Annotated in this window: 19 protein-coding genes; 12 read left to right on the forward strand and 7 right to left on the reverse strand. The window is 61.4% G+C overall.

Translation table 11 applies throughout. The features are described 5' to 3' along the window. Positions 1 to 16: 16 nt before the first annotated feature. From ACEN2R_RS05000 to ACEN2R_RS05015, 4 genes are all read right to left on the reverse strand, one after another. On the reverse strand, positions 17 to 1198 hold the full coding sequence (locus ACEN2R_RS05000; protein WP_442039833.1) for an ammonium transporter: 1182 nt from the start codon (positions 1196 to 1198) through the stop codon (positions 17 to 19). A 156-nt stretch (positions 1199 to 1354) separates the two neighbouring features. Further along, positions 1355 to 1828, reverse strand: a complete 474-nt coding sequence (locus ACEN2R_RS05005) for a CinA family protein (RefSeq protein ID WP_442039835.1) — start codon at positions 1826 to 1828, stop codon at positions 1355 to 1357. Then, the gene (locus ACEN2R_RS05010) at positions 1825 to 2319 is read right to left on the reverse strand and encodes a phosphatidylglycerophosphatase A family protein (RefSeq protein WP_442039837.1); all 495 of its coding nucleotides are present in this window, start codon (positions 2317 to 2319) and stop codon (positions 1825 to 1827) included. The genes ACEN2R_RS05005 and ACEN2R_RS05010 overlap by 4 nt, the downstream gene beginning before the upstream one ends. Next, entirely contained in the window at positions 2316 to 3446 is a 1131-nt protein-coding gene (locus tag ACEN2R_RS05015; protein WP_442039839.1) for a bifunctional 2-C-methyl-D-erythritol 4-phosphate cytidylyltransferase/2-C-methyl-D-erythritol 2,4-cyclodiphosphate synthase, read from the reverse strand. The genes ACEN2R_RS05010 and ACEN2R_RS05015 overlap by 4 nt, the downstream gene beginning before the upstream one ends. A gap of 189 nt (positions 3447 to 3635) precedes the next feature. Between ACEN2R_RS05015 and dusB the strand changes: the two genes are divergently transcribed. The 9 genes from dusB (at position 3636) to hflX (ending at position 15476) form a co-directional block, all read left to right on the forward strand. Continuing rightward, a complete protein-coding gene (gene dusB, locus ACEN2R_RS05020) occupies positions 3636 to 4619 on the forward strand; it encodes a tRNA dihydrouridine synthase DusB (RefSeq protein WP_442039841.1) in 984 nt (327 codons plus the stop codon). Further along, positions 4616 to 5692, forward strand: coding sequence for a two-component system sensor histidine kinase NtrB (locus ACEN2R_RS05025; protein WP_442039843.1), 1077 nt, complete (start codon positions 4616 to 4618; stop codon positions 5690 to 5692). Before dusB ends, ACEN2R_RS05025 begins: the two co-directional genes overlap by 4 nt. Beyond that, entirely contained in the window at positions 5692 to 7056 is a 1365-nt protein-coding gene (locus ACEN2R_RS05030; RefSeq protein ID WP_442039845.1) for a response regulator, read from the forward strand. Before ACEN2R_RS05025 ends, ACEN2R_RS05030 begins: the two co-directional genes overlap by 1 nt. Before the next feature lie 118 nt (positions 7057 to 7174). Beyond that, on the forward strand, positions 7175 to 9430 hold the full coding sequence (locus ACEN2R_RS05035; protein ID WP_442040027.1) for an ATP-binding protein: 2256 nt from the start codon (positions 7175 to 7177) through the stop codon (positions 9428 to 9430). Positions 9431 to 9442: 12 nt separating this feature from the next. Next, entirely contained in the window at positions 9443 to 10855 is a 1413-nt protein-coding gene (gene ntrX, locus ACEN2R_RS05040) for a nitrogen assimilation response regulator NtrX (RefSeq protein WP_442039847.1), read from the forward strand. Positions 10856 to 10927: 72 nt separating this feature from the next. After that, entirely contained in the window at positions 10928 to 12304 is a 1377-nt protein-coding gene (trkA, locus tag ACEN2R_RS05045; RefSeq protein ID WP_442039849.1) for a Trk system potassium transporter TrkA, read from the forward strand. A 2-nt stretch (positions 12305 to 12306) separates the two neighbouring features. Continuing rightward, entirely contained in the window at positions 12307 to 13827 is a 1521-nt protein-coding gene (locus ACEN2R_RS05050; protein ID WP_442039851.1) for a TrkH family potassium uptake protein, read from the forward strand. Between the two features lie 136 nt (positions 13828 to 13963). After that, entirely contained in the window at positions 13964 to 14197 is a 234-nt protein-coding gene (gene hfq / locus ACEN2R_RS05055; protein ID WP_442039853.1) for an RNA chaperone Hfq, read from the forward strand. Between the two features lie 4 nt (positions 14198 to 14201). Next, entirely contained in the window at positions 14202 to 15476 is a 1275-nt protein-coding gene (hflX, locus tag ACEN2R_RS05060) for a GTPase HflX (RefSeq protein ID WP_442039855.1), read from the forward strand. A 109-nt stretch (positions 15477 to 15585) separates the two neighbouring features. On the opposite strand, the gene ACEN2R_RS05065 is transcribed toward hflX, so the two are convergent. Further along, positions 15586 to 18051, reverse strand: coding sequence for a penicillin acylase family protein (locus ACEN2R_RS05065; protein ID WP_442040029.1), 2466 nt, complete (start codon positions 18049 to 18051; stop codon positions 15586 to 15588). Positions 18052 to 18130: 79 nt separating this feature from the next. Here ACEN2R_RS05065 and ACEN2R_RS05070 point away from each other — a divergent pair, with 79 nt between their 5' ends. After that, positions 18131 to 19003: an NAD(P)-dependent oxidoreductase gene (locus tag ACEN2R_RS05070; RefSeq protein ID WP_442039857.1), complete on the forward strand. Its 873-nt coding sequence runs from the start codon at positions 18131 to 18133 to the stop codon at positions 19001 to 19003. 146 nt (positions 19004 to 19149) lie between these two features. On the opposite strand, the gene ACEN2R_RS05075 is transcribed toward ACEN2R_RS05070, so the two are convergent. Then, positions 19150 to 19710: a YSC84-related protein gene (locus tag ACEN2R_RS05075; RefSeq protein ID WP_442039859.1), complete on the reverse strand. Its 561-nt coding sequence runs from the start codon at positions 19708 to 19710 to the stop codon at positions 19150 to 19152. Positions 19711 to 19842: 132 nt separating this feature from the next. Next, complete coding sequence (gene hemB, locus ACEN2R_RS05080; protein WP_442039861.1) at positions 19843 to 20841, reverse strand: porphobilinogen synthase; 999 nt, start codon at positions 20839 to 20841, stop codon at positions 19843 to 19845. A gap of 120 nt (positions 20842 to 20961) precedes the next feature. Between hemB and ACEN2R_RS05085 the strand changes: the two genes are divergently transcribed. Continuing rightward, entirely contained in the window at positions 20962 to 21498 is a 537-nt protein-coding gene (locus ACEN2R_RS05085; RefSeq protein WP_442039863.1) for a component of SufBCD complex, read from the forward strand. Between the two features lie 30 nt (positions 21499 to 21528). Continuing rightward, positions 21529 to 24993 carry a transcription-repair coupling factor gene (gene mfd, locus ACEN2R_RS05090; protein ID WP_442039865.1) on the forward strand — a complete coding sequence of 1155 codons (3465 nt, stop codon included), beginning with the start codon at positions 21529 to 21531 and terminating at the stop codon, positions 24991 to 24993. Positions 24994 to 24998 lie beyond the last annotated feature (5 nt).

A 24998-nucleotide genomic window follows, 5' to 3' on the forward strand; every position in this document is an offset into this window, starting at 1 on the left:
CCTGAAGGGGCCGATGTTACGACATCATGTCATATGCGCGTTCGCCGTGCTGGCTTAGATCCAGGCCACCCGTTTCGGTTTCGGCGTCCACGCGGAAGGTCGTGACGAAAGCCGCGAATTTCACCAGAACGAAGGTCACGGCAAGCGTATAGACACCGACAATAGCCAGGGCGCCCAACTGTGCGGCCCATGATCCTGCGCCGAATGCCGCGATCATGACGGTGCCGAAAATTCCGCCCACGCCGTGGACGGCAAAGACATCGAGTGTGTCGTCGATTTTGGCAACATTCCGGATCAGGTTGACCATCTCCTGACACAGGATGCCAGCGATGCCGCCGATGATCATCGCCTCGACCGGGCCGACAAAGCCCGAGGCGGGAGTGATCGACGCAAGGCCCGCGATTGTGCCTGTGACAATGCCGACCAGCGAGGCGCGGCCGTATTTGATCTTTTCCCACAGCGCCCAGGTCAGGGATGCGGTCGCGGCAGAGATATGCGTGACCGTCAGCGCCATTGCGGCGCCGCCATCAGCGGCCAGTTGCGAGCCGCCGTTGAAGCCGAACCATCCGACCCAAAGCATCGCGGCGCCGATCATCACATAGCCCGGGTTGTGCGGTGGCTTATGGCGGTCGCGGCGTGGCCCGAGCATGACCGCGATCAGCAGTGCGGCCAGGCCCGCCGTTTCATGCACAACGATACCGCCCGCGAAATCCTTGACCCCGACAGCCCCCAGAACACCACCGTCCGACAGCATCCCGCCGCCCCAGATCCAATGTGCCACCGGCGCATAACACAGCAGCATCCAGAGCCCCGAGAACAGCAACACAAAGCCAAATCCTATGCGTTCGACATAGGCACCGACAATCAGGGCCGGTGTGATGATCGCGAAGGTCATCTGGAACGCAAAGAACAGGACCTCGGGCAGGGTGCCTTTGACCGTTTCGGCGTCGATGCCCAGCAGGAACATCTTGCCCAGTCCGCCCCAATAGCCCGAGGTGCCGCTGCCAAAGGCGATGGAATAACCGAAGGCAAGCCAGAGCACGCTCATCAGGGCGGCAATGGCGTAGCACTGCATGAAAACGCTTAGCACGTTTCGCGCACGCACCAGACCGCCGTAAAACAACGCCAGTCCCGGCAATGTCATAAAGAGGACAAGTGCCGTGGCGACGATCATCCACGCTGTATCTGCTCCGTTCATCCTGTTTTTCCTTCACGAAATTCGTTTCAGGCGAACAACCGGACGAAAGACGCAAAGGAAAGAGGCATGCAGAGGATCAAGCGCCCAAACAATGCGCAGTTTCTGAAATGCCCATTATTTAGGCTGATATATTCCATATTGCCCCAATATAAGGCATCACGAAGATGCCGCAAGAATCAGCATCGACAGCGCCTGCTGGACAGCCGCCACGCGAACATCCGCCCTGCCGATTGCCCCGAATTCCAGCGTGATCGCATAGGTTTCCGCCTGATCCTGCGCCAGTGCGAAGCAAACACGCCCCTCTGGTTTGAACTCTGATCCGCCGGGGCCCGCAATGCCGGTGACAGCGATCGCGACATCGGCGTCAGATCGTGACAAGGCGCCGTTGGCCATCTCTATTGCCACCTGTTCGGACACCGCGCCGTGGTCCTTCAGGGTTGCGGCGCGGACACCCAGCATGCGGATTTTGGCGTCGTTCGAGTAGGTGATAAAGCCACGGTCAAAGACAGCGCTGGACCCCGCGATATCGGTGATGGCAGCCGCGACCATGCCGCCAGTGCAGCTTTCTGCGGTCGCGATCATGTAGCCTTTGGCGTTGAAGGCCGTGAACAGATCCAACGCGCGGCTCATAATCCCAGCACCCCATGAGAGAGGCCCGCCGCCGCCATGACGATGACTGCCGCCATCAGGCCCGCGATCACATCGTCCAGCATTACGCCCATCGCGCCATGCTTGCGGTCGGCCCAGCCGACGGGGCCGGGTTTCCAGATGTCGAACAGCCGAAATGCGATAAAGGCAGTGACCCAGCCCGGATAGGGAAACACCCAAGGGTCGACGCCAGCATGGCTTAGCCCGAAGGACACCGCCAGCAGCGGAATCCACTGACCGACGACCTCGTCGATGACGATTTCGGACGGGTCCTGATCGTCAGAGCCGCGGATCACATTCGCTGTGACCCATAGCCCGATGAAAAACATCAATATTGTTGCAGTCAACAAGGCGACGGACCCAAGGGTCGCGTGGATCAGATAGGCGACGGGGATCGCTGCGGCAGAGCCCCATGTGCCGGGGGCTGGACGTAGCAGCCCGATGTAAAAGAAGGTGGCGATAAAGCGGCTCATGCTTTCACCAGCGTCACGGTGGCCATCGCCGCAATGCCTTCTTTGCGCCCGGTAAAGCCAAGCTGTTCCGAGGTTGTCGCCTTGACGCTGATCCGGTCCATGGTCATTCCTGTAATGCTCGCCATTTTCTCTCTCATTTCAACGGCATACGGGCCGATCTTCGGGTGTTCGCAGATCAAGGTGCAATCGGCGTTGGTGATGGTAAAACCACGATCAGTCGCGCGGGAAACGGCGTGGCGCAGGAAGATGTCAGAGGCGGCCCCCTTCCACTGTGGATCCGAGGGCGGAAAGTGCTGGCCGATATCGCCATCGGCCAAGGCACCGTATATCGCATCGGTGACCGCGTGCATGCCCACGTCGGCATCGGAATGGCCGACCAACCCGTGGCTATGCGGCACCTCGACGCCACAAAGGGTGACAAAGCTGCCCTCGCCGAAGCGGTGCACGTCAAAGCCGTTGCCGGTGCGAATATCCATCGTCGTCCTCATCAGGTGTTCGGCCCGGGCAAAGTCCCCTGGCGTGGTTATTTTCAGGTTGGCCTCGTCGCCGGCAACGATCACCACGTCGATGCCTGCGGCGCGCGCCACCTCTACATCATCGGCGGCACCGCCTGAATGGGCCAGATGCGCCGCCAGAATATCGGCAAAGTGAAAGCCCTGCGGGGTCTGGGCGCGAAACAAGCCGTGGCGATCCTGTGTGCCTGACACCGTTCCGCCCGATCCGCACCACAGCGCATCGGTGACGGCAAGCGCGGGGGCGGCGGCTTTGGCTGTTTTCAGGGCATCCAGCACATCGCCGATGACCCGTGGCGATACAAGAGGGCGCGCAACATCGTGAATCAGGACACGGGTGCAGTCAGAGCCCTGAAGCGCCCGCAACCCGGCCAGCACCGAGGCCGCGCGCGTGGCACTGCCTTCGGCGATCAGGGCATCGGGATAAAAAGCGCCGCGATGCATGTCATCTGCATGTAAAACAAGAATAATCCGGTCAATCAGCGGACTGTTGCGAAAGGCGTCAACCGTCCAGTCGGTCACGGTTCTGCCGGCAAGCGGCTGCCACTGCTTTGGCAGATCACCGCCCGCGCGGACCCCGCGACCTGCTGCAACGATTAGAACAGCCGTTGTCATGAATTCTCCGGTTTTATGCCTGACATCTGTCTATGGGGTGCGGGCGGTGCTGACAATGGGACAGAAGAGGCGGGCGCATTGCCTATAATTTAGGCATATGCTGTTTTTGATCAAATAGTCAGGGCGCATGGTTTGCCTTTTGCGGATTGCGGGATTATCTCAAATGACACCTGCTTAAGGATTAATCATTTGTCTATTCAAGTGGCAAACATCACTTTGAACCCTCCGGTTTTTTTGGCGCCTCTGGCCGGAATCACTGATCTGCCGTTCCGCCAGCTGGTTGCCAGCTTTGGCGCGGGGCTTGTGGTGTCGGAAATGGTTGCCAGCCAGGAAATGGTGCAGGCCAAACCCGGCGTGCGTGAAAAGGCCGAACTGGGCTATGGCATTGCCAATACCTCGATCCAGATCGCCGGGCGCGAGGCGCGCTGGATGACCGAGGCCGCGAAGCTGGTCGAGGGCAATGGCGCGCAGATCATCGACATCAATATGGGCTGCCCCGCAAAGAAGGTGACGAACGGCTATTCCGGGTCTGCCTTGCTGCGGGATCTGGATCATGCGCTGACCCTGATCGAGGCGGTTGTGGCCGCAGTCAAGGTGCCGGTGACGCTGAAAACGCGGCTGGGCTGGGATGATGCGTTGCTGAATGCCGCCACCCTTGCCACACGCGCCGAAGGGGCGGGGATCAGCATGATCACCATCCATGGCCGCACCCGCTGCCAGTTCTACACAGGCCGCGCCGACTGGTCCGCGATCCGCGCCGTGAAACAGGCAGTCGCCATTCCCGTGATCGCGAACGGTGACATTACAACCCCCGCCGAAGCCCGACAGGCGCTGGCCCTGTCGGGGGCCGACGGCGTCATGGTCGGGCGCGGGGCACAGGGCCAACCCTGGCGGCTGGCGGAAATCGCACATGCGTTATACGGCACGCCCGCGCCCGTGGTGCCGACGGGCCACGCCCTGGCCGAGATGGTCAAGGACCACTATCGCGCCATGGTCGCGTTTTATGGCTCCGATCTGGGCAACCGCGTCGCGCGCAAACATCTGGGGTGGTATATGGACACAGTCGGAACGCCGCCCGGCCTGCGCAAGCAGGTTCTGACAGAGCGGGGCACAGATGCGGTTCTGTCCCTGCTGGACCGCGCGATGATGCCGGATGCGCAGGTGGCGGCATGACCGGCCCCGACGATACCCTGTGGACCTCGCTGCCGGTGCCCGCCATCCTGATCGCACAGGACGGCACAATCGCCGAGATCAATCCGTCGGCAGAGGGGTTTCTGAACACCTCTGCCCGGTCTTTGCGCGGTGCGCCGGTCTGGGACAAGATCATGGTCGACGCCCCGCTAGAGGAGGCATTCGCGCGGGTTCGGTCTAATGAATCCCCCCTGTTTATCAATGATGTCGACGTCAGCAGCGGCGAGCGGGCCCCGATGGTCTGCAACCTTCAGATCGCCCCGATGCAAGACGACAGCGGTCGCGTGCTGCTGATGTTCTCGCCGCGCGAGATTGCGGGGCGTCTGGGGCGGTCACAATCGTCGAAAACCGCCGCAATGTCGGCCATCGGCATGGCGGAAATGCTGGCGCATGAAATCAAGAACCCGCTGGCAGGCATCACAGGGGCGGCGCAGTTGCTGGCGATGAACCTGAGCCAGGAAGATCAGGAAATGACCGACCTGATCGTGGGTGAAACCCGCCGCATCCTGAAGCTGCTTCAGCAGGTCGAACAGTTCGGCAACCTTTTGCCGCCGGACCGTCGCGCGGTGAATATCCACGACGTGCTGGACCGCGCCCGCAAATCTGCGCAGGTCGGGTTTGCTGCGCATATGACGATCCTCGAGGATTACGACCCGTCGCTGCCCTCGACCTTTGCCGATGCGGACCAGTTGTTGCAGGTGGTGCTGAACCTGCTGAAAAACGCGGCAGAGGCGTCGGGAAAATCCGGCGGCACGATCCGTATCCACACATTCTACGAACAATCGCTGCGGCTGCGGCGCAAGGACGGCACCGGCGGCGCGGTGCCGCTGCACGTCGAAATCATCGACGACGGCCCCGGACTGAAACCCGAGATCGCCGCCGACATCTTCGAACCCTTCGTATCGGGGCGCGAGAACGGCACGGGCCTCGGGCTTGCGCTGGTGTCTAAAATCATTGCCGACCACGAAGGCTGGATCGTGGTCGATTCCGTTCCGGGGCGCACCGTGTTCCGGATTTCCCTACCCGTGGCCCCCAAAGAGCTGGAGACGACCTGATGGACGGTACTGTCCTTGTTGCCGATGACGACCGCACGATCCGCACCGTTCTGACGCAGGCGCTGACCCGCGCCGGCTGTAAGGTGCATGCCACGTCGTCGCTGATGACGTTGATGCGCTGGGTCGAAGAGGGCAAGGGCGATCTGGTGATTTCCGATGTCATCATGCCCGACGGAAACGGCCTGGAGGCCCTGCCAAGGATCGCGGAACTGCGTCCGGGCCTGCCGGTTATCGTGATTTCCGCACAGAACACCATCATGACCGCCATTCAGGCCGCCGAGGCCGAGGCCTATGACTATTTGCCGAAACCGTTCGATTTGCCCGACCTGATGAAGCGGTCCGCGCGGGCACTGGAGGTCAAGCGCCGTGCGCCGGCACGCAAGACCGGCGAGGTGGAGCCGAAGGATGATCTGCCGCTGGTCGGACGCACGCCGCAGATGCAGGCGCTGTACCGTCTGGTGGCGCGCGTGATGAACACCGACCTTCCGGTGCTGATCACCGGCGAAAGCGGCACGGGGAAATCCCTGATCGCCCGCGCGATCCACGACTTTTCCGACCGCCGCAGCCTGCCTTTCGTTGTGGCAAGCGCCGGTGATCTTTCGGGCATGGATGGCCCGTCGACCGTTCTGGCGCGCGCGCGTGGCGGGTCGATCCTGTTCGACGAGGTGGGCGATCTGGATGCGGATGCGCAATCGCGGATCGTGCGGATGCTGGACGCGCTGGCCGACAACGCGCCGCGGGTGATGGCGACATCGCAGTCGGATCTGATGCGCAAGATGGAGGCGGGCAGCTTTCGCCAGGATCTGTTCTACCGGCTTGGCGGCGTCAATCTGGTGGTGCCGTCCCTGCGCGAGCGTGTCGATGACATTCCGCTGCTGGCCGATCATTTTCTGGCCCGCGCCGAGCGCGACGGCGCAACGCTGCGCCGTTTGTCTACCGAGGCGCTGGACATGGTCCGCACCTACAGTTGGCCCGGCAACGTGCGCCAGTTGGAAAATTCGATCCGCCGCCTGACGGTGACCAGTTCCGAAGAGGAAATCACCCGCGCCGAAATCGAGGCCGTTCTGGGCAATCAGCCGGCGATGGAACCGATGTCGGGCGGGGGCGAGGGTGACCGGCTTATGGCCTCGGTTGCCAAGCATTTGCGCCGGTATTTCGACTTGCACGGCGGGGTTCTGCCGCCGCGCGGGCTGTATCAACGCATCCTGCGAGAGGTGGAAACACCCCTGATCGAACAGGCGCTGGATGCGACGGGCGGCAATCAGGCGAAATGCGCCGATCTGCTGGGTATCAACCGGAATACATTGCGAAAGAAGATCACAGAGCTTGATATTCATGTGACACGGCGCCGCAAATTGATGTAAAAGAACAACAGAACCGTGGCCTATTCGCCGCAGGGGTGTTTTTCGGACACACAATGTTGGGGGCCGTCATTCAGGTGGCACAATTACAAGGATCAGCGCCGGGATCGATGCGGTGCGTATGACAGCGCGCAGTGCGACTTGGGAAAAGCTGAGCCGCCTCAGGCGGATACGGCGCGTTCAGAACGCGACGACCCTTGGTGTCGTGCTGCTGGGGCCGGTTCTGACCATTGCCACATTCCTGATTCTGGGCCCGCTTGGGCAGGGGTCGGCCTCGATCGGGTTGCGTCTGATTCTGCTGGCCGACCTTGTCTATGTTCTGGTTGTGGCCGCCCTTGTCCTGCAACGTGTGGCACAAATGATCGCGGCGCGGCGTGCGCAATCGGCTGGCTCTCGCCTGCACTTGCGGTTGACCGGCGTTTTCGCGCTGATCGCGCTGATCCCGACTGTTCTGGTGGCGATTTTCTCGGTTCTGACGATCAATGTCGGCCTTGAGGGCTGGTTTTCCGACCGTGTGCGTCAGGTGGTCGGCAATTCCCTTGCCGCCGCCGAGGCCTATAGCGAAGAGCACCGCAGCGACCTGCGGCAGGATGCGGTCGCCCTGGCCGCCTATCTGAACATTGCGAAACAGACGACGTTTTTCATCGCGGACGGTGATCTGCGGGACGTGTTGACGCAGGGCCAGTCCCTGGTCCAGCGCGGCCTGAGAGAGGCCTATGTGATCGACGGAGCGGGCGATATCCGGTCGCGCGGTGAGCGGTCCTACCTATTCAATTTCGAAAAACCGTCGGGCGAAAACCTGAAAAAAGCCACCGACGAGGGTATCGTCATCATAGAGGACGGCGCAAACAACGAATTCCGCGCGCTGGTGCCGCTGGAGGCTTACGAGGACCGGTTCCTTTACGTTTCGCGCAATGTTGACGGAAAGATCCTTAGCCTGCTGGACGATACGCAGGAAACCGTCCGCCTGTATCAGCAACTTGAACAGGATCGCGGGCGGCTGTTGTTCGAATTCGGGCTTTTGTATCTGGGGTTTGCGGTGATCCTGATCCTTGCCGCGATCTTTCTCGGGCTCTGGTTCGCCGAACGTCTGGCGCGGCCTGTTGGGCGGTTGGCGGGGGCGGCGCAACGGGTTGGAACCGGGGATCTTGACGTGCGCGTTCTTGAAGAAAAAGGCGACGATGAAATCGCCATGCTGGGCCGGTATTTCAACCAGATGACGCGCCAGTTGAAGGGCCAGCGCGAAACCCTGCTGGACAATACCCGCCAGATCGAGGCCCGCCGCCGGCTGTTTGATTCTGTGCTGTCATCGATCACATCCGGCGTTGTGGGGCTGGATTCAAAGGGCCGGGTGGAATTCGTGAACCGCTCTGCCGAGCGGTTGCTGGCGCTGCCGGGCGATCCCGATATGGCGCAGCCCATCGGTGTCGCGGTGCCGGAGTTCGGCCCGTTGTTCGACCGCTTGCGCGACAACAAGACAGAGGTGGCGCAGGAAGAGGTCAAGCTGATCCGCGGTGGCAAGCTGGAAAACCTTTTGGTCCGCATGGCAACGCGCCGCAATGACGCGGGCAAGCGCGAGGGCTATGTGGTTGCCTTTGACGACGTCACCGATCTGGTGACCGCGCAGCGCACGGCCGCATGGGGTGACGTGGCCCGGCGCATCGCGCACGAGATCAAGAACCCGTTGACGCCGATTCAGCTGTCGGCAGAACGTCTGCGCCGCAAGCTGGCACCCGTTGTGGGCGATCAGGCGGAAACGCTGGAACAGTATACCGGCGTAATCATACGCCAAACCAATGACTTGCGGCGCATTGTTGATGAGTTTTCCAAGTTCGCGCGGATGCCGGAACCTGAACGCCGCGTGCATGACATTGCAAAACTGGCCCGCGACGCCGCATTGTTGCAAGATAGCGCGATGGAGGGGGTGATTTTTAGAACGGACATCCCCAAAGATCCGGTCATGGCAGAAATCGACGCGACTATGATCTCTCAAGCGTTGACGAACCTGATTAAGAACGCAAGGGAAGCCATTGAAAGTTTTGAGGAAAAAGGCGTTTCTGATGGCTATAAGGGCGAGGTGAGGATGCAGATGCGGGCGGATGCGCAGGACATCAGCATCGACATTTCCGACAATGGCATCGGCCTGCCCGAAGACCGGGCGCGGCTGTTCGAGCCCTATGTCACGACACGTGAAAAGGGCACCGGCCTTGGCCTGCCGATCGTCAAGAAGATCATCGAAGAACATGGCGGCACGTTGATCCTGACGGACGCCGAAGATTTCAGCGGCACAGGGCACAGGGGCGCACGGGCCGAAATCCGGCTTCCTCTGGTGCCATCCGCCGCATTACCGAAACACGCTGTAAAGACGACTGTATAAGGGACACATGCAATGGGCGACATTTTGATTGTGGACGACGAACGGGACATCCGCGAACTGGTATCCGACATCCTGAAGGACGAGGGCTATACCACGCGGCTTGCTGCCAATTCCGACGAATGCATGGCCCAGATCAACGCCGAGGCGCCGTCGTTGATGATCCTCGATATCTGGTTGAAGGACAGTCAGATGGACGGCATCGACATCCTGAAGGCCGTGAAACGCGACAACCCCGGCATCCCGATTGTTATCATCTCGGGGCATGGCAATATCGAGATCGCCGTCGCCGCGATCAAACAGGGGGCCTATGACTTTATCGAAAAGCCGTTCAACATCGACCAGTTGATGGTGGTCATCGGACGCGCGATGGAAACGTCCCGCCTGCGGCGCGAAAACAGCGAACTGCGGCGCCGCGACACGACAACAGCCGAGATGATAGGATCAAGTTCGTCGTTCAAGCTGTTGAAATCGCAACTGGATAAAGTCACAAAATCGAATGGCCGCGTGATGTTGACCGGCCCTGCGGGCGTGGGCAAAGAGGTGGCCGCGCGATACATCCACACGCAATCCGGGCGCGCCGGTGCGCCGTTCGTCACCATCAACTGCGCCTCGATCGAACCGGACCGGATGGAAGACGTCCTGTTCGGGCGCGACACCAAGGAACGCGGGGTCGAGCAGGGCCTGCTGGATCAGGCCAACGGCGGCGTTCTGTATTTCGACGAGGTGGCGGATATGCCCCTTGGAACCCAGTCGAAAATTCTTCGGGTGCTGGTTGACCAACAGTTCCAGCGTGTCGGCGGCACCGACAAGGTGCGCGTCGACCTGCGCGTCGTGTCCAGCACGAACCGCGATCTGGAGGCGGGGATAAAGGCGGGCACCTTCCGGCAAGAACTGTATCACCGCCTGAACGTCGTGCCGATCGCGGTGCCCTCGCTGGAAGAGCGGCGCGAGGACATCCCCGAACTTGCCCGCCACTTTATCGCGGAATTGCACAAATCGCAGGGACTTCCTGCGCGCGACCTGAGCGACGAGGCCGAAGCGCTGTTGCAGACGATGCTGTGGCCCGGCAACGTGCGGCAGTTGAAAAACGTAATCGAGCGGGTGCTGATTCTGGGGTCCGGTGACGGCCCGATCGAGGCGCGGGAACTTCCCGCGAACGAAGAGATCAGCGCCGAAGACGGGCGCGTTGTGCTGTCGGGCGGTCTGGCGACCTTGCCGCTGCGCGAGGCGCGCGAGTTGTTCGAGCGCGAGTATCTGCTGACCCAGATCAACCGCTTCGGCGGCAATATCAGCCGCACGGCGACCTTTGTCGGAATGGAACGCAGCGCATTGCACCGCAAGCTGAAATCGCTGAACGTGGTCACCTCCAGCAAGGCGGGGTCGCGCGTGGCCTATATCGACGAAGACGAAGAGACCGCAGACTGACCGCTTACAGATGATTGATTCCCGCGGCTGGCTCTGGCATGCCTCGGGCTGGCGTTGAGTTAAGGACGGACCATGAAAGTTATCATTTGCGGCGCAGGGCAGGTCGGGTGGCAGATTGCACGTCACCTGTCGGGGGAAAAGAACGACGTAACGGTCGTGGACAACAACCCAGAACTGGTCCGCCGCGCGACCGATACGCTTGACGTGCAGGGCATCGCGGGTTTTGCCAGCTATCCCGACATTCTGGAACGCGCCGGTGCGCGCGACGCGGATATGATCATTGCCGCGACCCATTCGGACGAGGTGAACATGGTGACCTGTCAGGTCGCGCACTCTGTCTTTGCGATCCCGCGCAAAATCGCGCGGCTGCGGTCGCAGTCCTATCTTGATGCGATCTACTCCGATCTGTACCGCCGCGATCACATGCCCATCGACGTGGTGATCAGCCCCGAACGTGAAGTGGCAGAGGCCGCGTTGCAACGGCTTGCCGCCCCTGCGGCCTTCGACACGGAAAGCTTCCTGAACAAGCAGGCGCAATTGCTGGGCATCGCCCTTGCCGCCGATTGTCCGGTTCTGGACACGCCGTTGCGCCAGTTGACCGACCTGTTTTCAACGCTGCGGGCCATCGTTGTAGGCATCCGCCGCAAGGGGCGCCTGTTTGCGCCGGAACCCGGCGACCAGCTGTTCAAGGGTGACCAGATCTATGTATTTGTTCACAACGAGGACGTGGACCGTACGCTGGATATTTTCGGCAAGCCGAACAAGAAACAGGAACGCGTGGTGATCATCGGCGGCGGCAACGTCGGTCTTGCGGTGGCGATGGCGCTGGAGGCGCGTGTAGACCGGATCCGGGCCAAGGTGATTGAGAAGAACCGCGGTTCTGCCGAACGGGCGGCGGAACTTCTGGAACGCACGATCGTGCTGAACGGCGACGGTCTGGACGCGGCCCTTCTGGCCGAGGCGAATATCGACCGTGCCGATGCGGTGCTTGCGGTGACCGACGACGACAAGACCAACCTTCTGGTATCGGTCCGCGCCAAGGCGCTTGGCTGTCCGATGGCGATCTGTCTGGTGAACGACCCGACGATGGTCTCGTTGATGGGGCCGCTGGATATCGACGCGTATATCAACCCGCGCGCCACCACGGTCAGCAGCATCCTGCGCCACATCCGCCATGGCCGCGTGCGCGCCGTCTATTCCATTGGCGACGCAGAGGCCGAGGTGATCGAGGCGCAGGTGCTGTCGACCTCGCCGATCTCGGGCCAGTTGATCCGCGATATCGGCTTTCCCGAGGGGGTTCTGGTCGGCGCGGTGATGAAGAACGGCAAGGTCATAAAACCCGAGGGCGGCACCCGCATCGACGAGGGCGATGTGGTCGCGCTTTTCTCTATGGCGGCGGATGTGCCCGAGGTGGAGCGCCTGTTGCAGGTCTCTATCGACTTTTTCTAGCCATGATCGCCCGTATTCTCGCCCTGCCGTTTATCGTGATCCTGATGGGGATCGGTGCTGCGGCAATGATTGTGCCCGCGCTTCAGGCTGCGGCAGTGCAGGATTTCTATGTGGCGCGGGTGTTTCTGTACGGGGCGGTGCTGTTTTTGATGCTGACCTCGCTGATCGGTATCGCCACCGCGAACTATGCCCCCAAGAACCTGGCCCGCAGCCATTTGCTGGCGCTTGTCGCGGCCTTTGCGGCCTTGCCTTTGATGCTGGCCGTGCCGTTCCACGAGGCCGTTCGCAATACGTCCTTTCTGAATTCCTACTTCGAAATGGTGTCGTCGATGACGACGACGGGGGCAACCCTGTTCGACGATCCCACGCGGCTTCCGGGTGCGGTGCATCTGTGGCGCGCCCTTGTCGGCTGGATGGGCGGGTTTCTGGTCTGGGTCACGGCTGTGGCGGTTCTTGCGCCGATGAACCTTGGCGGATTCGAGGTGACATCGCCCACGGCACTTGGCCGCAGCACAGAACGGTTCAGCCAGATCAGCCAGGTCGCCGCCACGCCCGAGCGCCTGACACGCTACGCCGCCCAACTGTTCCCGATCTATTCCGCGCTGACCCTGATCCTGTGGGTGCTTCTGCTGTTGGCGGGGGATGTTCCGCTGGTTGCGGTCTGCCACGCCATGGCGACGCTGTCGACCAGTGGCATCTCGCCGGTGGGCGGGCTGTCGGGGGCCAAGAGCGGCCCATTGGGCGAGCTTGCCGTCTTTGCCTTCCTGTTCTTCGCCATTTCGCGGCGAACCTTCACCAAGGATTTCCAGTCAGAGGCAGAGCACGGCCTGCTGAGCGACCGCGAATTCCGCATGGGGCTGATCTGCGTCATCGTCGTGCCGCTTTTTCTGTTCCTGCGCCACTGGGTCGGCGCCGTCGAAGTGGACAGGATACAGGATTTCGGTGCCGCCCTGCGCGCCCTTTGGGGCGGGGTCTTTACCGTGCTGTCGTTCCTGACCACCACGGGCTTTGCCAGCGTCGACTGGACCGAGGCACGGTCATGGTCCGGCCTGCAAACGCCGGGACTGTTGTTGATGGGGCTTGCACTGACCGGCGGCGGGGTGGCGACAACGGCAGGCGGGGTCAAGCTGTTGCGGGTCTACGCGCTTTACATGCACGGCAGCCGCGAGATCGAAAGGCTGGTTCACCCGCATTCCGTCGGCGGATCGGGTGCCTATGCCCGCCGTATCCGGCGCGAGGGGGCCTATATCGCCTGGATCTTCTTTATGCTGTTCGCGCTGTCGATCACGGTGGTGATGCTGGCCCTGTCACTGACCGGCGAAAACCTGGAGACAGCCATGGTCCTGTCTGTCGCCTCCCTGTCCACAACCGGACCCGTGGCCGCAGTGGCGACGTCCACGCCGATCTCTTATGCCGCCCTGAGCGAGGCCGCAAAGCTGATCCTCGCGGCCGCGATGGTGCTTGGGCGGCTGGAAACCTTGGCCATCATAGCGCTTTTGAACCCCGATTTCTGGCGTGCATAATGCCGCATCTGCGAAAAATGCCGCAAGCCCGCTGTTTTTAGGGCTGGAAACTCCTCTGGTGCCACGACATACTCGGTAACAATGTCAATAAAACCGCAGCCGAGGGGCTGCACGAGACTAAAAAGGCTAGGAAACAATGGCTGCTGATAAACAAAACCTGCAAGATGCTTTTCTGAACCACGTTCGCAAGATCAAGGTTCCCGTGACGATTTTCCTTATAAACGGTGTAAAGCTTCAGGGTGTGATCACCTGGTTTGATAATTTTTGCGTTCTGCTGCGCCGCGACGGTCAATCGCAACTTGTGTATAAACATGCGATTTCAACCATCATGCCGGGCCAGCCGATCAGCCTTTATGATGGCGAAGAATAAATAGATGGAACATGAAGACCGGGGCGCCATGCGCGCCTGGGTTCTGCACCCCGACCTGAAGCTGGACCGGCAACGCCGCGCACCGGACAATGCGCTTGACGAGGCGGTGGCGCTGGCAGCGGCCTTGCCCGACATGGAAGTGGTGGGGGCGGATATCGTGCGCCTGCCAAAGCCTGTCGCGGGCATGCTGTTCGGCAAGGGCAAGATCGCAGAACTGAAGCAAAAGTTTCATGATGCCGAGGTTGGCCTTGTTCTGGTCGATGGCCCCGTCACCCCCGTTCAGCAACGCAATCTGGAAAAGGAATGGAAGGTCAAAGTGCTGGACCGCACCGGCCTGATCCTCGAGATATTCTCGGACCGCGCGCGCACGAACGAAGGTGTGCTTCAGGTCGAACTTGCGGCGCTCAGCTATCAGCGCACCCGCCTTGTGCGGGCCTGGACCCACCTTGAACGCCAGCGCGGCGGGCTGGGTTTTGTCGGCGGCCCCGGCGAGACGCAGATTGAATCGGACAGACGTGCCATCGACGACGCGATCCTTCGGATTAAGGCACATCTGGAGAAGGTGGTGAAAACCCGCGAGCTGCACCGTGCCGCCCGCAAACGCGACGACTTTCCGGTTGTGGCGCTGGTGGGCTATACCAACGCTGGAAAATCGACGCTGTTCAACCGCTTGACCGGCGCGGATGTCTTCGTCAAGGACATGCTGTTCGCCACGCTGGACCCCACGATGCGGGGGCTGACCCTGCCCGAAGGGCGCGAGGTGATCCTGTCGGATACCGTGGGCTTTATCAGCGATCTTCCGACCCAGCTTGTCGCGGCCTTCCGCGCCACATTGGAAGAGGTGCTGGATGCAGACCTGATCCTGCATGTGCGCGATATATCGCACCCGCAAAGCCGCGAACAGGCGGCGGATGTCGAGGAAATCCTGACCCAGCTGGGCGTTGCCGAAGATGCGCCGATCATCGAGGTCTGGAACAAGATGGACGCGCTGCCGGACGATGCGCGCGCCAGCTTTGAGGTGCAGGCGCAGCGCAGCGACCACATCATCCCGATTTCGGCACTGACGGGCGACGGCATTGACGACCTGATGGCGGCCATCGGCGGCACGCTGGAACCCGCAAAGATCGTGGAGACCATCGTGGTGCCCTACAGCAACGGCCGCGCGCGCGCCTGGCTTTTTGCCGAAGGTCTGGTCGAGGAAGAAGAGGCGGCAGAGGACGGGTTTCACCTGAAAGTCCGCTGGACCGAACGGCAGCAGCAACAATATCTGGCGCTATAAGCCGGTCTTGTTTTCCTTGTTCTATAAATATCCAAGTGTCGGCACGGGTGACATCCGTGCCGACACTTGGATATTTGAACCAAAAAGAAATCAAAAAAGCAGATATTCTCTATCTAGGGGCCGGGTTCAGAACGGTTACGCCAACAGCCGCGGCGCGGGCAAGATCGGCGTCAAGCGACATCGGAATATACTCGCCCCGCCGCCACAGCTCTCCCAGATCGTCATAATGCCGCGACAACGGATGCCCGGACTGGCCCGTGGACAGGATGAAGACCGAACTGTCCGGATCGGCAAAGTCGTATACGCCGCGATAGCCCGCGCCATGCACGTTCTGGAACGGGTCCGGCCCGCTGCCCTTGGTCCGGCCGCGCAGCAATGTGTTGTCGCCGCCACTGGTTGACTGACGGATGTTGACGAACCACGACAGCACCGGAACGCCGCCCAGAACCGGATGGTCATGCGTTGCCTGATGCGCGTCGCCCCAGCGCAGGGATTCCAGCTGCGTGCCGTATGTCTCGGCAATCCACAGCAGCGCGTCGTCCAGCGATTGCCGCGCGATATCGGTACAGGTTTCCTGCGCCGCCGATTGCAGCACGTCGCACCAGGTTGCGGCACCATCGGTGTTGCGGAACACCCGCTCGATGAACAAAGGCTCCAGATGGGTATAGTCCTCGGCCAGAGGCCCAAGCTCGTCGCGGATCAACCGGTCCTGAAGCGCCCGCATCCATGCGGCAAAGATCAGCGGTTCGGGCAGATGTTCGTTCATTTCCCCGTTCCAGTTCGCCATCAGGTCCAGCGCGCGCTGGCGCAGCCGTTCGGGTGTGCCGTCGGGGGCGGCGTCGCCGGTATACCAAAGATCGGCAGCAACCAGCGGCAGCAGGGACCGCGCGGTGAAGCTGACCGTGTCGAGCTGCGCCTCGATAAAGCTTTGGCGTGTGTGCACCTCGCGGGTTTGCATCAGCCGGCGCCAGCGTTGGATCCGCTGGGTGTCGCCCCAGGAATAGCTCATGTGCAGCGGAAAGGGGCGGTCGATGACCTTGTTGTTGGTGTTTCCCAGAATCCCGCCGTCGGGGCTGATGAATTCCGGATTGGACGAGTAGGGCAGCACGCCTTGCCAGCGGTTTTCCGGCAACCAGCCCGGCGTTGGCATCCGTCCCTGGCTTTGGTGACGAGCGGCGCGACGCGGGAAAGCGCCGATGGTTTTCATGGCGATTCCCGACTGATCGACCAGTGTCAGGTTTTGCGACGGGGCGATGTACGCTTCGGCTGCGGCAATGGCCTCTGGCACCGAGCCCGATCGCATCAGCCCCATGGCGCCGGACATCGAGGTGTCGTTGGGGCTAAGCGCGGTCCAAGCGACAGAGGCGACATGCCCGGCGGGCGTCACGGCGGCCAGGTTGTAATGGGTGCCCGGCAGAACAGCGCCGTTTTCCGTCCATTTCAGTTGGATCGTCACCGGTGGCGCATCTTTGACGTCGATGATGGACGACCGGGTGCGGAAGGGCTTAAAGCCCTCTGGCGTCAGGTATTCGTTCAGGTTTTCGGGGTTCAGCTTTTCGATATAAACGTCCTGATCATCCAGATAGGACGATGTAATCCCCCATCCCAGTTTCGCGCTGCGGCCCGTCAGAACCACCGGCATTCCCGGAATCGTCCCGCCGATCACCGCGCCCGAAGACAGTTCAAGCCGCGCGAGATACCAGATGGCCGGCGCGGTAAATCCAAGGTGCGGGTCATTCGCCAAAAGGGTTGATCCCGCGGCGGAACGGGCAGGGGCAGCCGCCCAGGCGTTCGACGCACCGGCAAAGGCCCGCCCGTGGAACGGCGATAGCGGATCACCGGACATCGGGACGCTGGCGTATCGGCGTGGCACCGTCGGGAACAGGGCGGCATAGCGGGGCAGGGCCGCGATGGCTGGTCCGGGGGCATCGGGCAGGATATCCATGACCCGCGAGTCCGGCAGGATCAAAGAGGTCCGCGCGCGCAGCACTTCTTCCTCGAGATGGGCGGAGAGCTGAAGCGCCATCAGCTTTATGATCACCAGGCTGTCGGCTGCTTGCCACGGGGCTATCGCATTGGAAAACAGAAAGAATTCCGGCGCGCCGCGGCCCAGTGCCTCGGAGTTCACGGTGGCAATCCATGCGTTGACGCCTTTGGCGTAGGCGTCAAGCGCCACGCGGGTCTCTGCATCCTGCACGTCAAGCGAGGCATTGGCCAATGCGTAAAGATCGAAGCGCCGCAACAGTTCGTCGATGCGGACAGTGCGTTCGCCGAAAATCTCGGACAGGCGCCCTTGGGCCGTGCGCCGCATCATCATCATCTGCCACAGGCGATCCTGCGCATGGGCATAGCCGAGGCCAAAGAAGACATCACCATCGGTCTGACCGAAGATATGCGGCACATCTGCGGTGTCGCGCACGATTTCCACAGGCGCGGTTATACCTGCGACGGTGCGGGTGGCGTTGTAGTCGGGCAAGGACCGCGAGGCGAGGTAATAGACACCACTGCCCGCCAGAAAGCCGAGGACAAGAAGCGCCAGAAACGCGCGAAGAAGCCAGCGAAAAGTGGTTGCCATCATATCCCCGTCATTGACCTATCCTGCCCAACGGTTAGTTATGACGAAATGCATGACAATACAATCAAAGGGGACGGGCATGGCAAAAGTTGCATTCTTGGGTTTGGGGGTCATGGGATACCCGATGGCGGGCCATCTTCAGGCGGTAGGACACGAGGTGACTGTCTATAACCGCACCGCCAAAAAGGCCGAGGCCTGGGTCGCCGAGCATGGTGGAAAGATGGCCAGAACCCCGCGCGAGGCGGCGGCGGGCAATGATTTCGTGATGTCTTGTGTGGGCAATGACGACGACCTGCGCGGCGTCTGCCTTGGCGATGACGGCGCCTTTGCGGGAATGACCGCAGGCACGGTGTTTGTGGATCACACAACCGTTTCGGCCAAGGTCACCCGCGAACTATACGCAGAGGCGAACCACCACCAGATCAGCTTTGTCGATGCGCCGATTTCTGGCGGTCAGGCGGGGGCCGAGAACGGCGTCCTGTCGGTGATGTGTGGCGGCGACGAGGGCGCCTATACCCGTGCCGAGCCGGTGATCGACGCCTATTCCAAGATCTGCCGCCGTCTGGGGGACAGTGGTGCGGGACAGTTGACCAAGATGGTCAACCAGATCTGCATCGCGGGTCTGGTGCAGGGACTGGCAGAGGGGCTTCATTTTGCCGAGAAGGCGGGTCTTGATGGTCGCGCCGTGGTCGAAGTGATTTCGCAAGGCGCGGCAGGGTCATGGCAAATGGCAAACCGCCATACCACGATGGTGGATGACGCATACGACTTCGGCTTTGCCGTGGACTGGATGCGCAAGGATCTGGGGATTTGTCTGGACACCGCAGACGAGAACGGCGCAAGCCTGCCGGTCACGGCCCTGATCGACCAGTTCTACAAGGATGTGCAAAAGATGGGCGGCGGGCGCTGGGATACATCAAGCCTGATGAAGCGCCTGAAGGCGGTGGGCTGATCCAAAGGACGCGCCCCTTCGGGGGCGCGACTGCTTTGTCTCGCGTTCTGCGAACGCTCGGGTTTTTTTGAGTATTTGAACCGAGAAGACGATGGTCGGTACTTTGTTCTGAAAATACTCGATCCTGGCCCCGGTGGTATCCCAACCTATGGGATGATGCGGTTGTATTTCGTGCCTTCCAGCGTCGCGCCGACAATCAGACCGGCCTGACCGAAGACCACCGCGATCACAGGCGCAAGCGCTGTGGTGGTTTCGGCGCTGATATTGCCGCCCTGATCGTTGATCGCATATTCCATATCGGCACCGGCCGCCCAGCCGCTGGACCGACGGAAATCGCCAAGGGCCTGATTGGTCATGAAGAACAGAACATGGGCGTATTGCTGCGCCCCGATCTGGAAGCCGATCGTGGCCTGCGTGGTCGAGTAATAGTCGACGGTGACGTCGTTGATCTGCAACGCGCCGCGCCCGTAGGCCCCACCGATGCCGAATCCCGCCTTGGTCACAAGCGGCATGACCAGCATGCCGACCGATTTCGATCTGAGGTCCCGTGTACCGGGATAGCGGTTGTACATCTCATTCAGGGTGGCCGAAACGCGTGCGTCGATCGTTGCCGCACCATTGGTTCCGATACCGTTACTGCATGCTGCGGTGCTGGCCGCGGCGGCGCCTGCGCCAATCATAAAACTGCGGCGGGAAAAGCTGCTCATGGGATTGCCCTATCTGTGCCTGACATCGTCACTTTTGGTTTATGTCGGCCTTATTTAGCCGATCTGCGCGAACTATAGGCCATGCTCCGCCTTGTGTCATCCACAAGGTGACGGATCGGCCTTGGAATGCGTTTATCCGCGCATCAACTTTGCGGCGGCCGGTGCGAAATAGGTAAGAATTCCGTCGCAGCCCGCGCGTTTGAAGGCGATCAGGCTTTCCATCATCGCCTTTTCGCCGTCGATCCAGCCGTTCTGCGCGGCACCCGCGATCATCGCGTATTCGCCCGACACCTGATAGGCGTAGGTCGGAACGGCGAAAGTGTCCTTTACCCGCCGACAGATATCCAGATAGGGCATCCCCGGTTTGACCATGACCATATCGGCCCCTTCCATCAGGTCACGCTCTATCAGGCGCATCGCCTCGTCAGAGTTCGCAGGGTCCATCTGGTAGGTCTTCTTGTCGCCCTTCAGCGCGCCGCTGGCACCCACGGCATCGCGGAACGGGCCGTAGAACGCCGAGGCATATTTGGCCGAATACGACAGGATCACGATGTCCTTGTGGCCTGCCGCCTCCAGTGCGTTGCGCATCGCGCCGATCCGGCCATCCATCATATCCGATGGCCCCAGAATATCCGCCCCCGCCGCCGCCTGCGCCAGCGCCATCTTGACCAATGCCGCGACAGTTTCGTCGTTCAGGATGATGCCATCCTCGACGATGCCGTCGTGGCCGTTGATGTTATAGGGGTCAAGCGCCACATCGGTCATCACCGCGATGTCCGGCACGGCGGCCTTGATCGCGCGGATCGCGCGGTTCGACAGGTTGCCCGCATCCCAGGCCTCTTCGCAACCTTGGGTTTTCAACGCAGGATCGACGTAGGGAAACAGGCAGATCGCGGGAATGCCCAGATCTGCCGCCTCGCGCGCGGCCAGCACCACGCGGTCGATCGTCAGGCGGGACACACCGGGCATCGAGGCGACCGGATCGGCGCGATCCGTGCCTTCCATCACAAACACCGGCCAGATCAGATCATCCGGCGTCAGCGTATTTTCACGGGTCAGCGCCCGCAGGGCAGGGGTGCGGCGCAGGCGCCGCAGGCGGGTGGACGGAAAGGGAGCTACGGTGGGGCGCATGACCGGACTTTCTTTTATATATCACACCTCTGGCATACATGGATTTCCGTGCATCTCAAGGGTAGGAATTGTTGTTCGTGCAGGATAATGTCGGGAAAAACCAAATAGAGGTGCAGTAATTTGGACTGGTATCAAGCCATTTTCGAAGTGATCGACATGCGATCCTTTTCGAACCTTTGGTATTGGATCGCGCTTGCGGTTCTATGGTCCACCACCAGCCATTGGGTTCTGGGCGTGCCATATGACATGATGACCCGCGCGCAACAGCAAGGCGGGCAGGCGATGACCGACTTCGAGGATATGGTGCGGATCAACACCAACCGGTTGCTTTATATTGCAAGGGTTTCAGGGCTTTGGCTGCTGGGGTTCAGCAGTTTTGCGCTGACCGGTTTGGGCATTCTTGCCTTCTATTACGGCGTCGAATTCGCCCAGGCGACTTTCCTGATGGCATTCCCCATGAGCCTTGTGGGGCTTCTTAGCCTGTCAAGCGCACGGCAGATCCAGACCGAAAACGCCAAGGGTGCGCGGTTGCTGCACCGGATGCTGTGGCACCGGCGCTGGACACAGCTGATCGGCATGATCTCTATTTTCGTGACCTCGATGTATGGCATGTTCCAGAACATGTTTGTGGGGCCTTTGGGCGGCTTTGGCGGTTGACACCGCCGCCCGCACCATTAGGTGACGCGAATGGCCATAACATCCCACATCACCATCGGCGGTGCCCCCGAGGGGTTTGACGCAAAGCTGCTGCTGGCAGAGCTGGCGAAATCCGGCGCGCCGGTGATCCATATCGCGCGCGACGACAAGCGGCTGGAAGCGATGCGCGCCGCTTTGGCGTTTTTCGATCCCTCGGCGGCGGTGATCAGCTTTCCTGCATGGGACTGTCTGCCGTATGACCGGACGTCGCCCAATGCCGATGTGTCGGCCAGCCGTATGGCGACGCTGGCGGGACTGGTGCACGGGATGCCGAAGCAGTTCATCCTGCTTACCACCCTGAACGCCGCGACCCAGCGGGTGCCCGCGCGGGCCATTCTGCGCGAGGCGGCCTTTACCGCAACCGTCGGCCAGCGCATCGACGAGGCCGCGCTGAAGATGTTTCTGGTGCGCATGGGGTTCACCCAAAGCCCGACGGTGATGGAACCGGGCGATTACGCGGTGCGCGGCGGCATTATCGACGTCTACCCGCCGGGCGACGCGGGCCCTGTGCGGTTGGATCTGTTCGGCGATGTTCTGGACGGGGCGCGCCGGTTCGATCCCATAACCCAGCGCACCACGCAAAAGCTGCATGTGGTCGATCTGGCGCCTGTGTCAGAGGTTATTCTGGACGAGGCCGCGATCACCCGTTTCCGCCAGTCTTACCGCATTGAATTCGGCGCCGCCGGCACGGACGACCCTTTGTACGAGGCGGTGACCGCCGGGCGCAAACATCAGGGCATCGAACACTGGTTGCCGTTCTTTCACGAACGGCTGGAAACCCTGTTCGACTATTTGCCCGACGCCAGCATCGTGCTGGATGACCACATCACCGCCAGCCGCATCGCCCGCTGGACCTCTATCGCCGATCAATACGACACGCGGCGCGAGGCGATGGGCAACAAGGCGCGGCTGGATACGGTCTATAAACCCTGCCCGCCGCATCTGTTATACCTTGACGATCCCGCATGGGAGGCACTGATGCAGGGCCGCCGCCTGTTGCAGCTAAACCCGCTGCCGCAGGGCGTGGGGCCAAACCTGATCGACGCGGGTGGCCGCATCGGGCGCGACTTTCTGCCAGAGCGTCAGCAGGAAACTATCAGCCTTTTCGGGGCCTTGTCGGCACATATTAAAGCAAAGCGTGAAGACAGCCAGATCATCATCGCCAGCTACTCGGAAGGCGCGCGTGAACGCCTGACCGGCCTGATGGAGGACGAGGGCGTTGAAGGCGCGGTCCCGATCACCGACTTCCGCGACGTGGGCCAGGGCAAGGGCCGCGTGCATCTGGCCGTCTGGGCGCTGGAACACGGGTTCACGGCGAACGGGCTGACCGTCATCTCGGAACAGGACGTGCTGGGCGACCGCCTGATCCGGGGTGCAAAGCGCAAGAAACGGGCGGCGAACTTCCTGACCGAAACCCAAAGCCTGTCTCCGGGCGATCTGGTGGTCCATGTCGATCACGGGGTGGGGCGCTATACCGGCCTTGAAACCATCACTGCCATGGGCGCGCCGCATGAATGTATCGCGCTGGAATACGCGGATCAGGCGCGACTGTATCTGCCGGTCGAAAACATCGAGCTTTTGTCGAAATACGGCCACGAAGAGGGTCTGCTTGACCGTCTGGGCGGCGGGGCGTGGCAGGCGAAAAAGGCCCGCCTGAAAGAACGTATCCGCCAGATCGCGGACAAGCTGATCCGCGTAGCTGCCGAACGCGCCCTGCGCACCGCCCCGATCATGGAACCGCCCGACGGCATGTGGGACGCGTTCAGCGCGCGGTTTCCCTATACCGAAACCGACGACCAGATGTTGGCCATCGACGACGTTCTGTCCGACATGGCCAGCGGCAACCCGATGGATCGGCTGATCTGTGGCGATGTGGGCTTTGGCAAGACCGAGGTCGCCATGCGCGCGGCCTTTGTTGCGGCGATGTCGGGCGTGCAGGTCGCGGTTATCGCACCGACGACCCTGCTGGCACGGCAGCATTACAAATCCTTCGCCGAACGGTTTCGCGGGTTCCCGATTGTCGTGCGCCCCTTGTCGCGTTTCGTGTCCGCCAAAGACGCCGCCGCCACCCGCGACGGGATTGCCGATGGCACTGTGGATATCGTGATCGGCACCCATGCGCTGCTGGCCAAAACCGTGCGGTTCAAGGCGATGGGGATGCTGATCATCGACGAGGAACAGCACTTTGGCGTGCAGCACAAGGAACGGCTGAAGCAGATGCGCACGGATATTCATGTGCTGACGCTGACCGCAACGCCGATCCCGCGCACCCTGCAAATGTCGCTGTCCGGGGTGCGCGAACTGTCGATCATCGGCACCCCGCCGGTCGACCGTCTGGCGATCCGCACCTATATTTCGGAATTCGACACCGTCACCCTGCGCGAGGCCTTGCTGCGCGAACATTATCGCGGGGGGCAGTCGTTCTTTGTGGTGCCCCGCATCACCGATCTGCCCGAAATCGAGGACTTCCTGAAAACGCAGGTGCCCGAGGTGACCCATATCACCGCCCACGGCCAGATGGCGGCGGGCGACCTCGACGACCGGATGAATGCCTTTTACGACGGCAAATATGACGTGCTTCTGGCGACGACGATCGTGGAATCCGGGCTGGATATTCCAACCGCGAACACGATGATCGTGCACCGCGCCGATATGTTCGGTCTGGCGCAGCTGTACCAGATCCGTGGGCGCGTGGGCCGGTCCAAAACCCGCGCCTATGCCTATATGACAACAAAACCGCGCGCGAAACTAACGGCTACCGCCGAAAAGCGGCTGCGGGTGCTGGGCAGTCTCGACAGTCTTGGCGCCGGTTTCACGCTGGCCAGCCAGGACCTTGATATTCGCGGCGCCGGCAATCTTCTGGGCGAGGAACAGTCGGGCCAGATGCGCGAAGTCGGCTATGAACTGTATCAGGCCATGCTGGAAGAGGCGATTGCCAAGATCCGCTCGGGCGAGACCGAAGGCGTGATGGATGACGACGGCCAATGGGCCCCGACGATCAATCTCGGGGTGCCTGTGCTTATTCCCGAAACCTACGTGCCCGATCTCGACGTCCGGCTTGGCCTCTACCGCCGCCTGTCCGGCCTGACCACCAAGGTCGAACTGGAAGGCTTCGCCGCCGAACTGATCGACCGCTTCGGCAAGCTTCCCAAAGAGGTCAACACGCTGCTTCTGGTGGTGCGGATCAAAGCCATGTGCAAACGCGCTGGCATTGCGAAACTCGACGGCGGGCCGAAAGGGGCCACCGTGCAGTTCCACAACGACAAATTCGCCTCTCCTGCGGGGCTTGTGGACTTTATGCAGGCGCAAAACGGCACGGCCAAAGTCAAAGACAACAAGATCATCCTGATGCGCGACTGGGCAAAGGAAAACGACAAGATCAAAGGCGCGTTCCAGATCGCCAAGGATCTGGCCGAAAAGGCCGAAGAGGTGAAGCCGCGTGCAAAGAAAGGCTGATCTGT

The sequence above is a fragment of the Pseudogemmobacter sp. W21_MBD1_M6 genome (genome assembly GCF_052119585.1).
Classification (GTDB): Bacteria; Pseudomonadota; Alphaproteobacteria; order Rhodobacterales; family Rhodobacteraceae; genus JBGQOJ01.

Excerpts from the sequence above, each read along its gene's own strand:
- ACEN2R_RS05000 (WP_442039833.1), bottom strand. The coding sequence starts at position 1,198 with ATGAACGGAGCAGATACAGCGTGGATGATCGTCGCCACGGCACTTGTC.
- ACEN2R_RS05005 (WP_442039835.1), bottom strand. The coding sequence starts at position 1,828 with ATGAGCCGCGCGTTGGATCTGTTCACGGCCTTCAACGCCAAAGGCTAC.
- ACEN2R_RS05010 (WP_442039837.1), bottom strand. The coding sequence starts at position 2,319 with ATGAGCCGCTTTATCGCCACCTTCTTTTACATCGGGCTGCTACGTCCA.
- ACEN2R_RS05015 (WP_442039839.1), bottom strand. The coding sequence starts at position 3,446 with ATGACAACGGCTGTTCTAATCGTTGCAGCAGGTCGCGGGGTCCGCGCG.
- ACEN2R_RS05025 (WP_442039843.1), top strand. The coding sequence starts at position 4,616 with ATGACCGGCCCCGACGATACCCTGTGGACCTCGCTGCCGGTGCCCGCC.
- ACEN2R_RS05030 (WP_442039845.1), top strand. The coding sequence starts at position 5,692 with ATGGACGGTACTGTCCTTGTTGCCGATGACGACCGCACGATCCGCACC.
- ACEN2R_RS05035 (WP_442040027.1), top strand. The coding sequence starts at position 7,175 with ATGACAGCGCGCAGTGCGACTTGGGAAAAGCTGAGCCGCCTCAGGCGG.
- ntrX (WP_442039847.1), top strand. The coding sequence starts at position 9,443 with ATGGGCGACATTTTGATTGTGGACGACGAACGGGACATCCGCGAACTG.
- trkA (WP_442039849.1), top strand. The coding sequence starts at position 10,928 with ATGAAAGTTATCATTTGCGGCGCAGGGCAGGTCGGGTGGCAGATTGCA.
- ACEN2R_RS05050 (WP_442039851.1), top strand. The coding sequence starts at position 12,307 with ATGATCGCCCGTATTCTCGCCCTGCCGTTTATCGTGATCCTGATGGGG.
- hfq (WP_442039853.1), top strand. The coding sequence starts at position 13,964 with ATGGCTGCTGATAAACAAAACCTGCAAGATGCTTTTCTGAACCACGTT.
- hflX (WP_442039855.1), top strand. The coding sequence starts at position 14,202 with ATGGAACATGAAGACCGGGGCGCCATGCGCGCCTGGGTTCTGCACCCC.
- ACEN2R_RS05065 (WP_442040029.1), bottom strand. The coding sequence starts at position 18,051 with ATGGCAACCACTTTTCGCTGGCTTCTTCGCGCGTTTCTGGCGCTTCTT.
- ACEN2R_RS05070 (WP_442039857.1), top strand. The coding sequence starts at position 18,131 with ATGGCAAAAGTTGCATTCTTGGGTTTGGGGGTCATGGGATACCCGATG.
- ACEN2R_RS05075 (WP_442039859.1), bottom strand. The coding sequence starts at position 19,710 with ATGAGCAGCTTTTCCCGCCGCAGTTTTATGATTGGCGCAGGCGCCGCC.
- hemB (WP_442039861.1), bottom strand. The coding sequence starts at position 20,841 with ATGCGCCCCACCGTAGCTCCCTTTCCGTCCACCCGCCTGCGGCGCCTG.
- mfd (WP_442039865.1), top strand. The coding sequence starts at position 21,529 with ATGGCCATAACATCCCACATCACCATCGGCGGTGCCCCCGAGGGGTTT.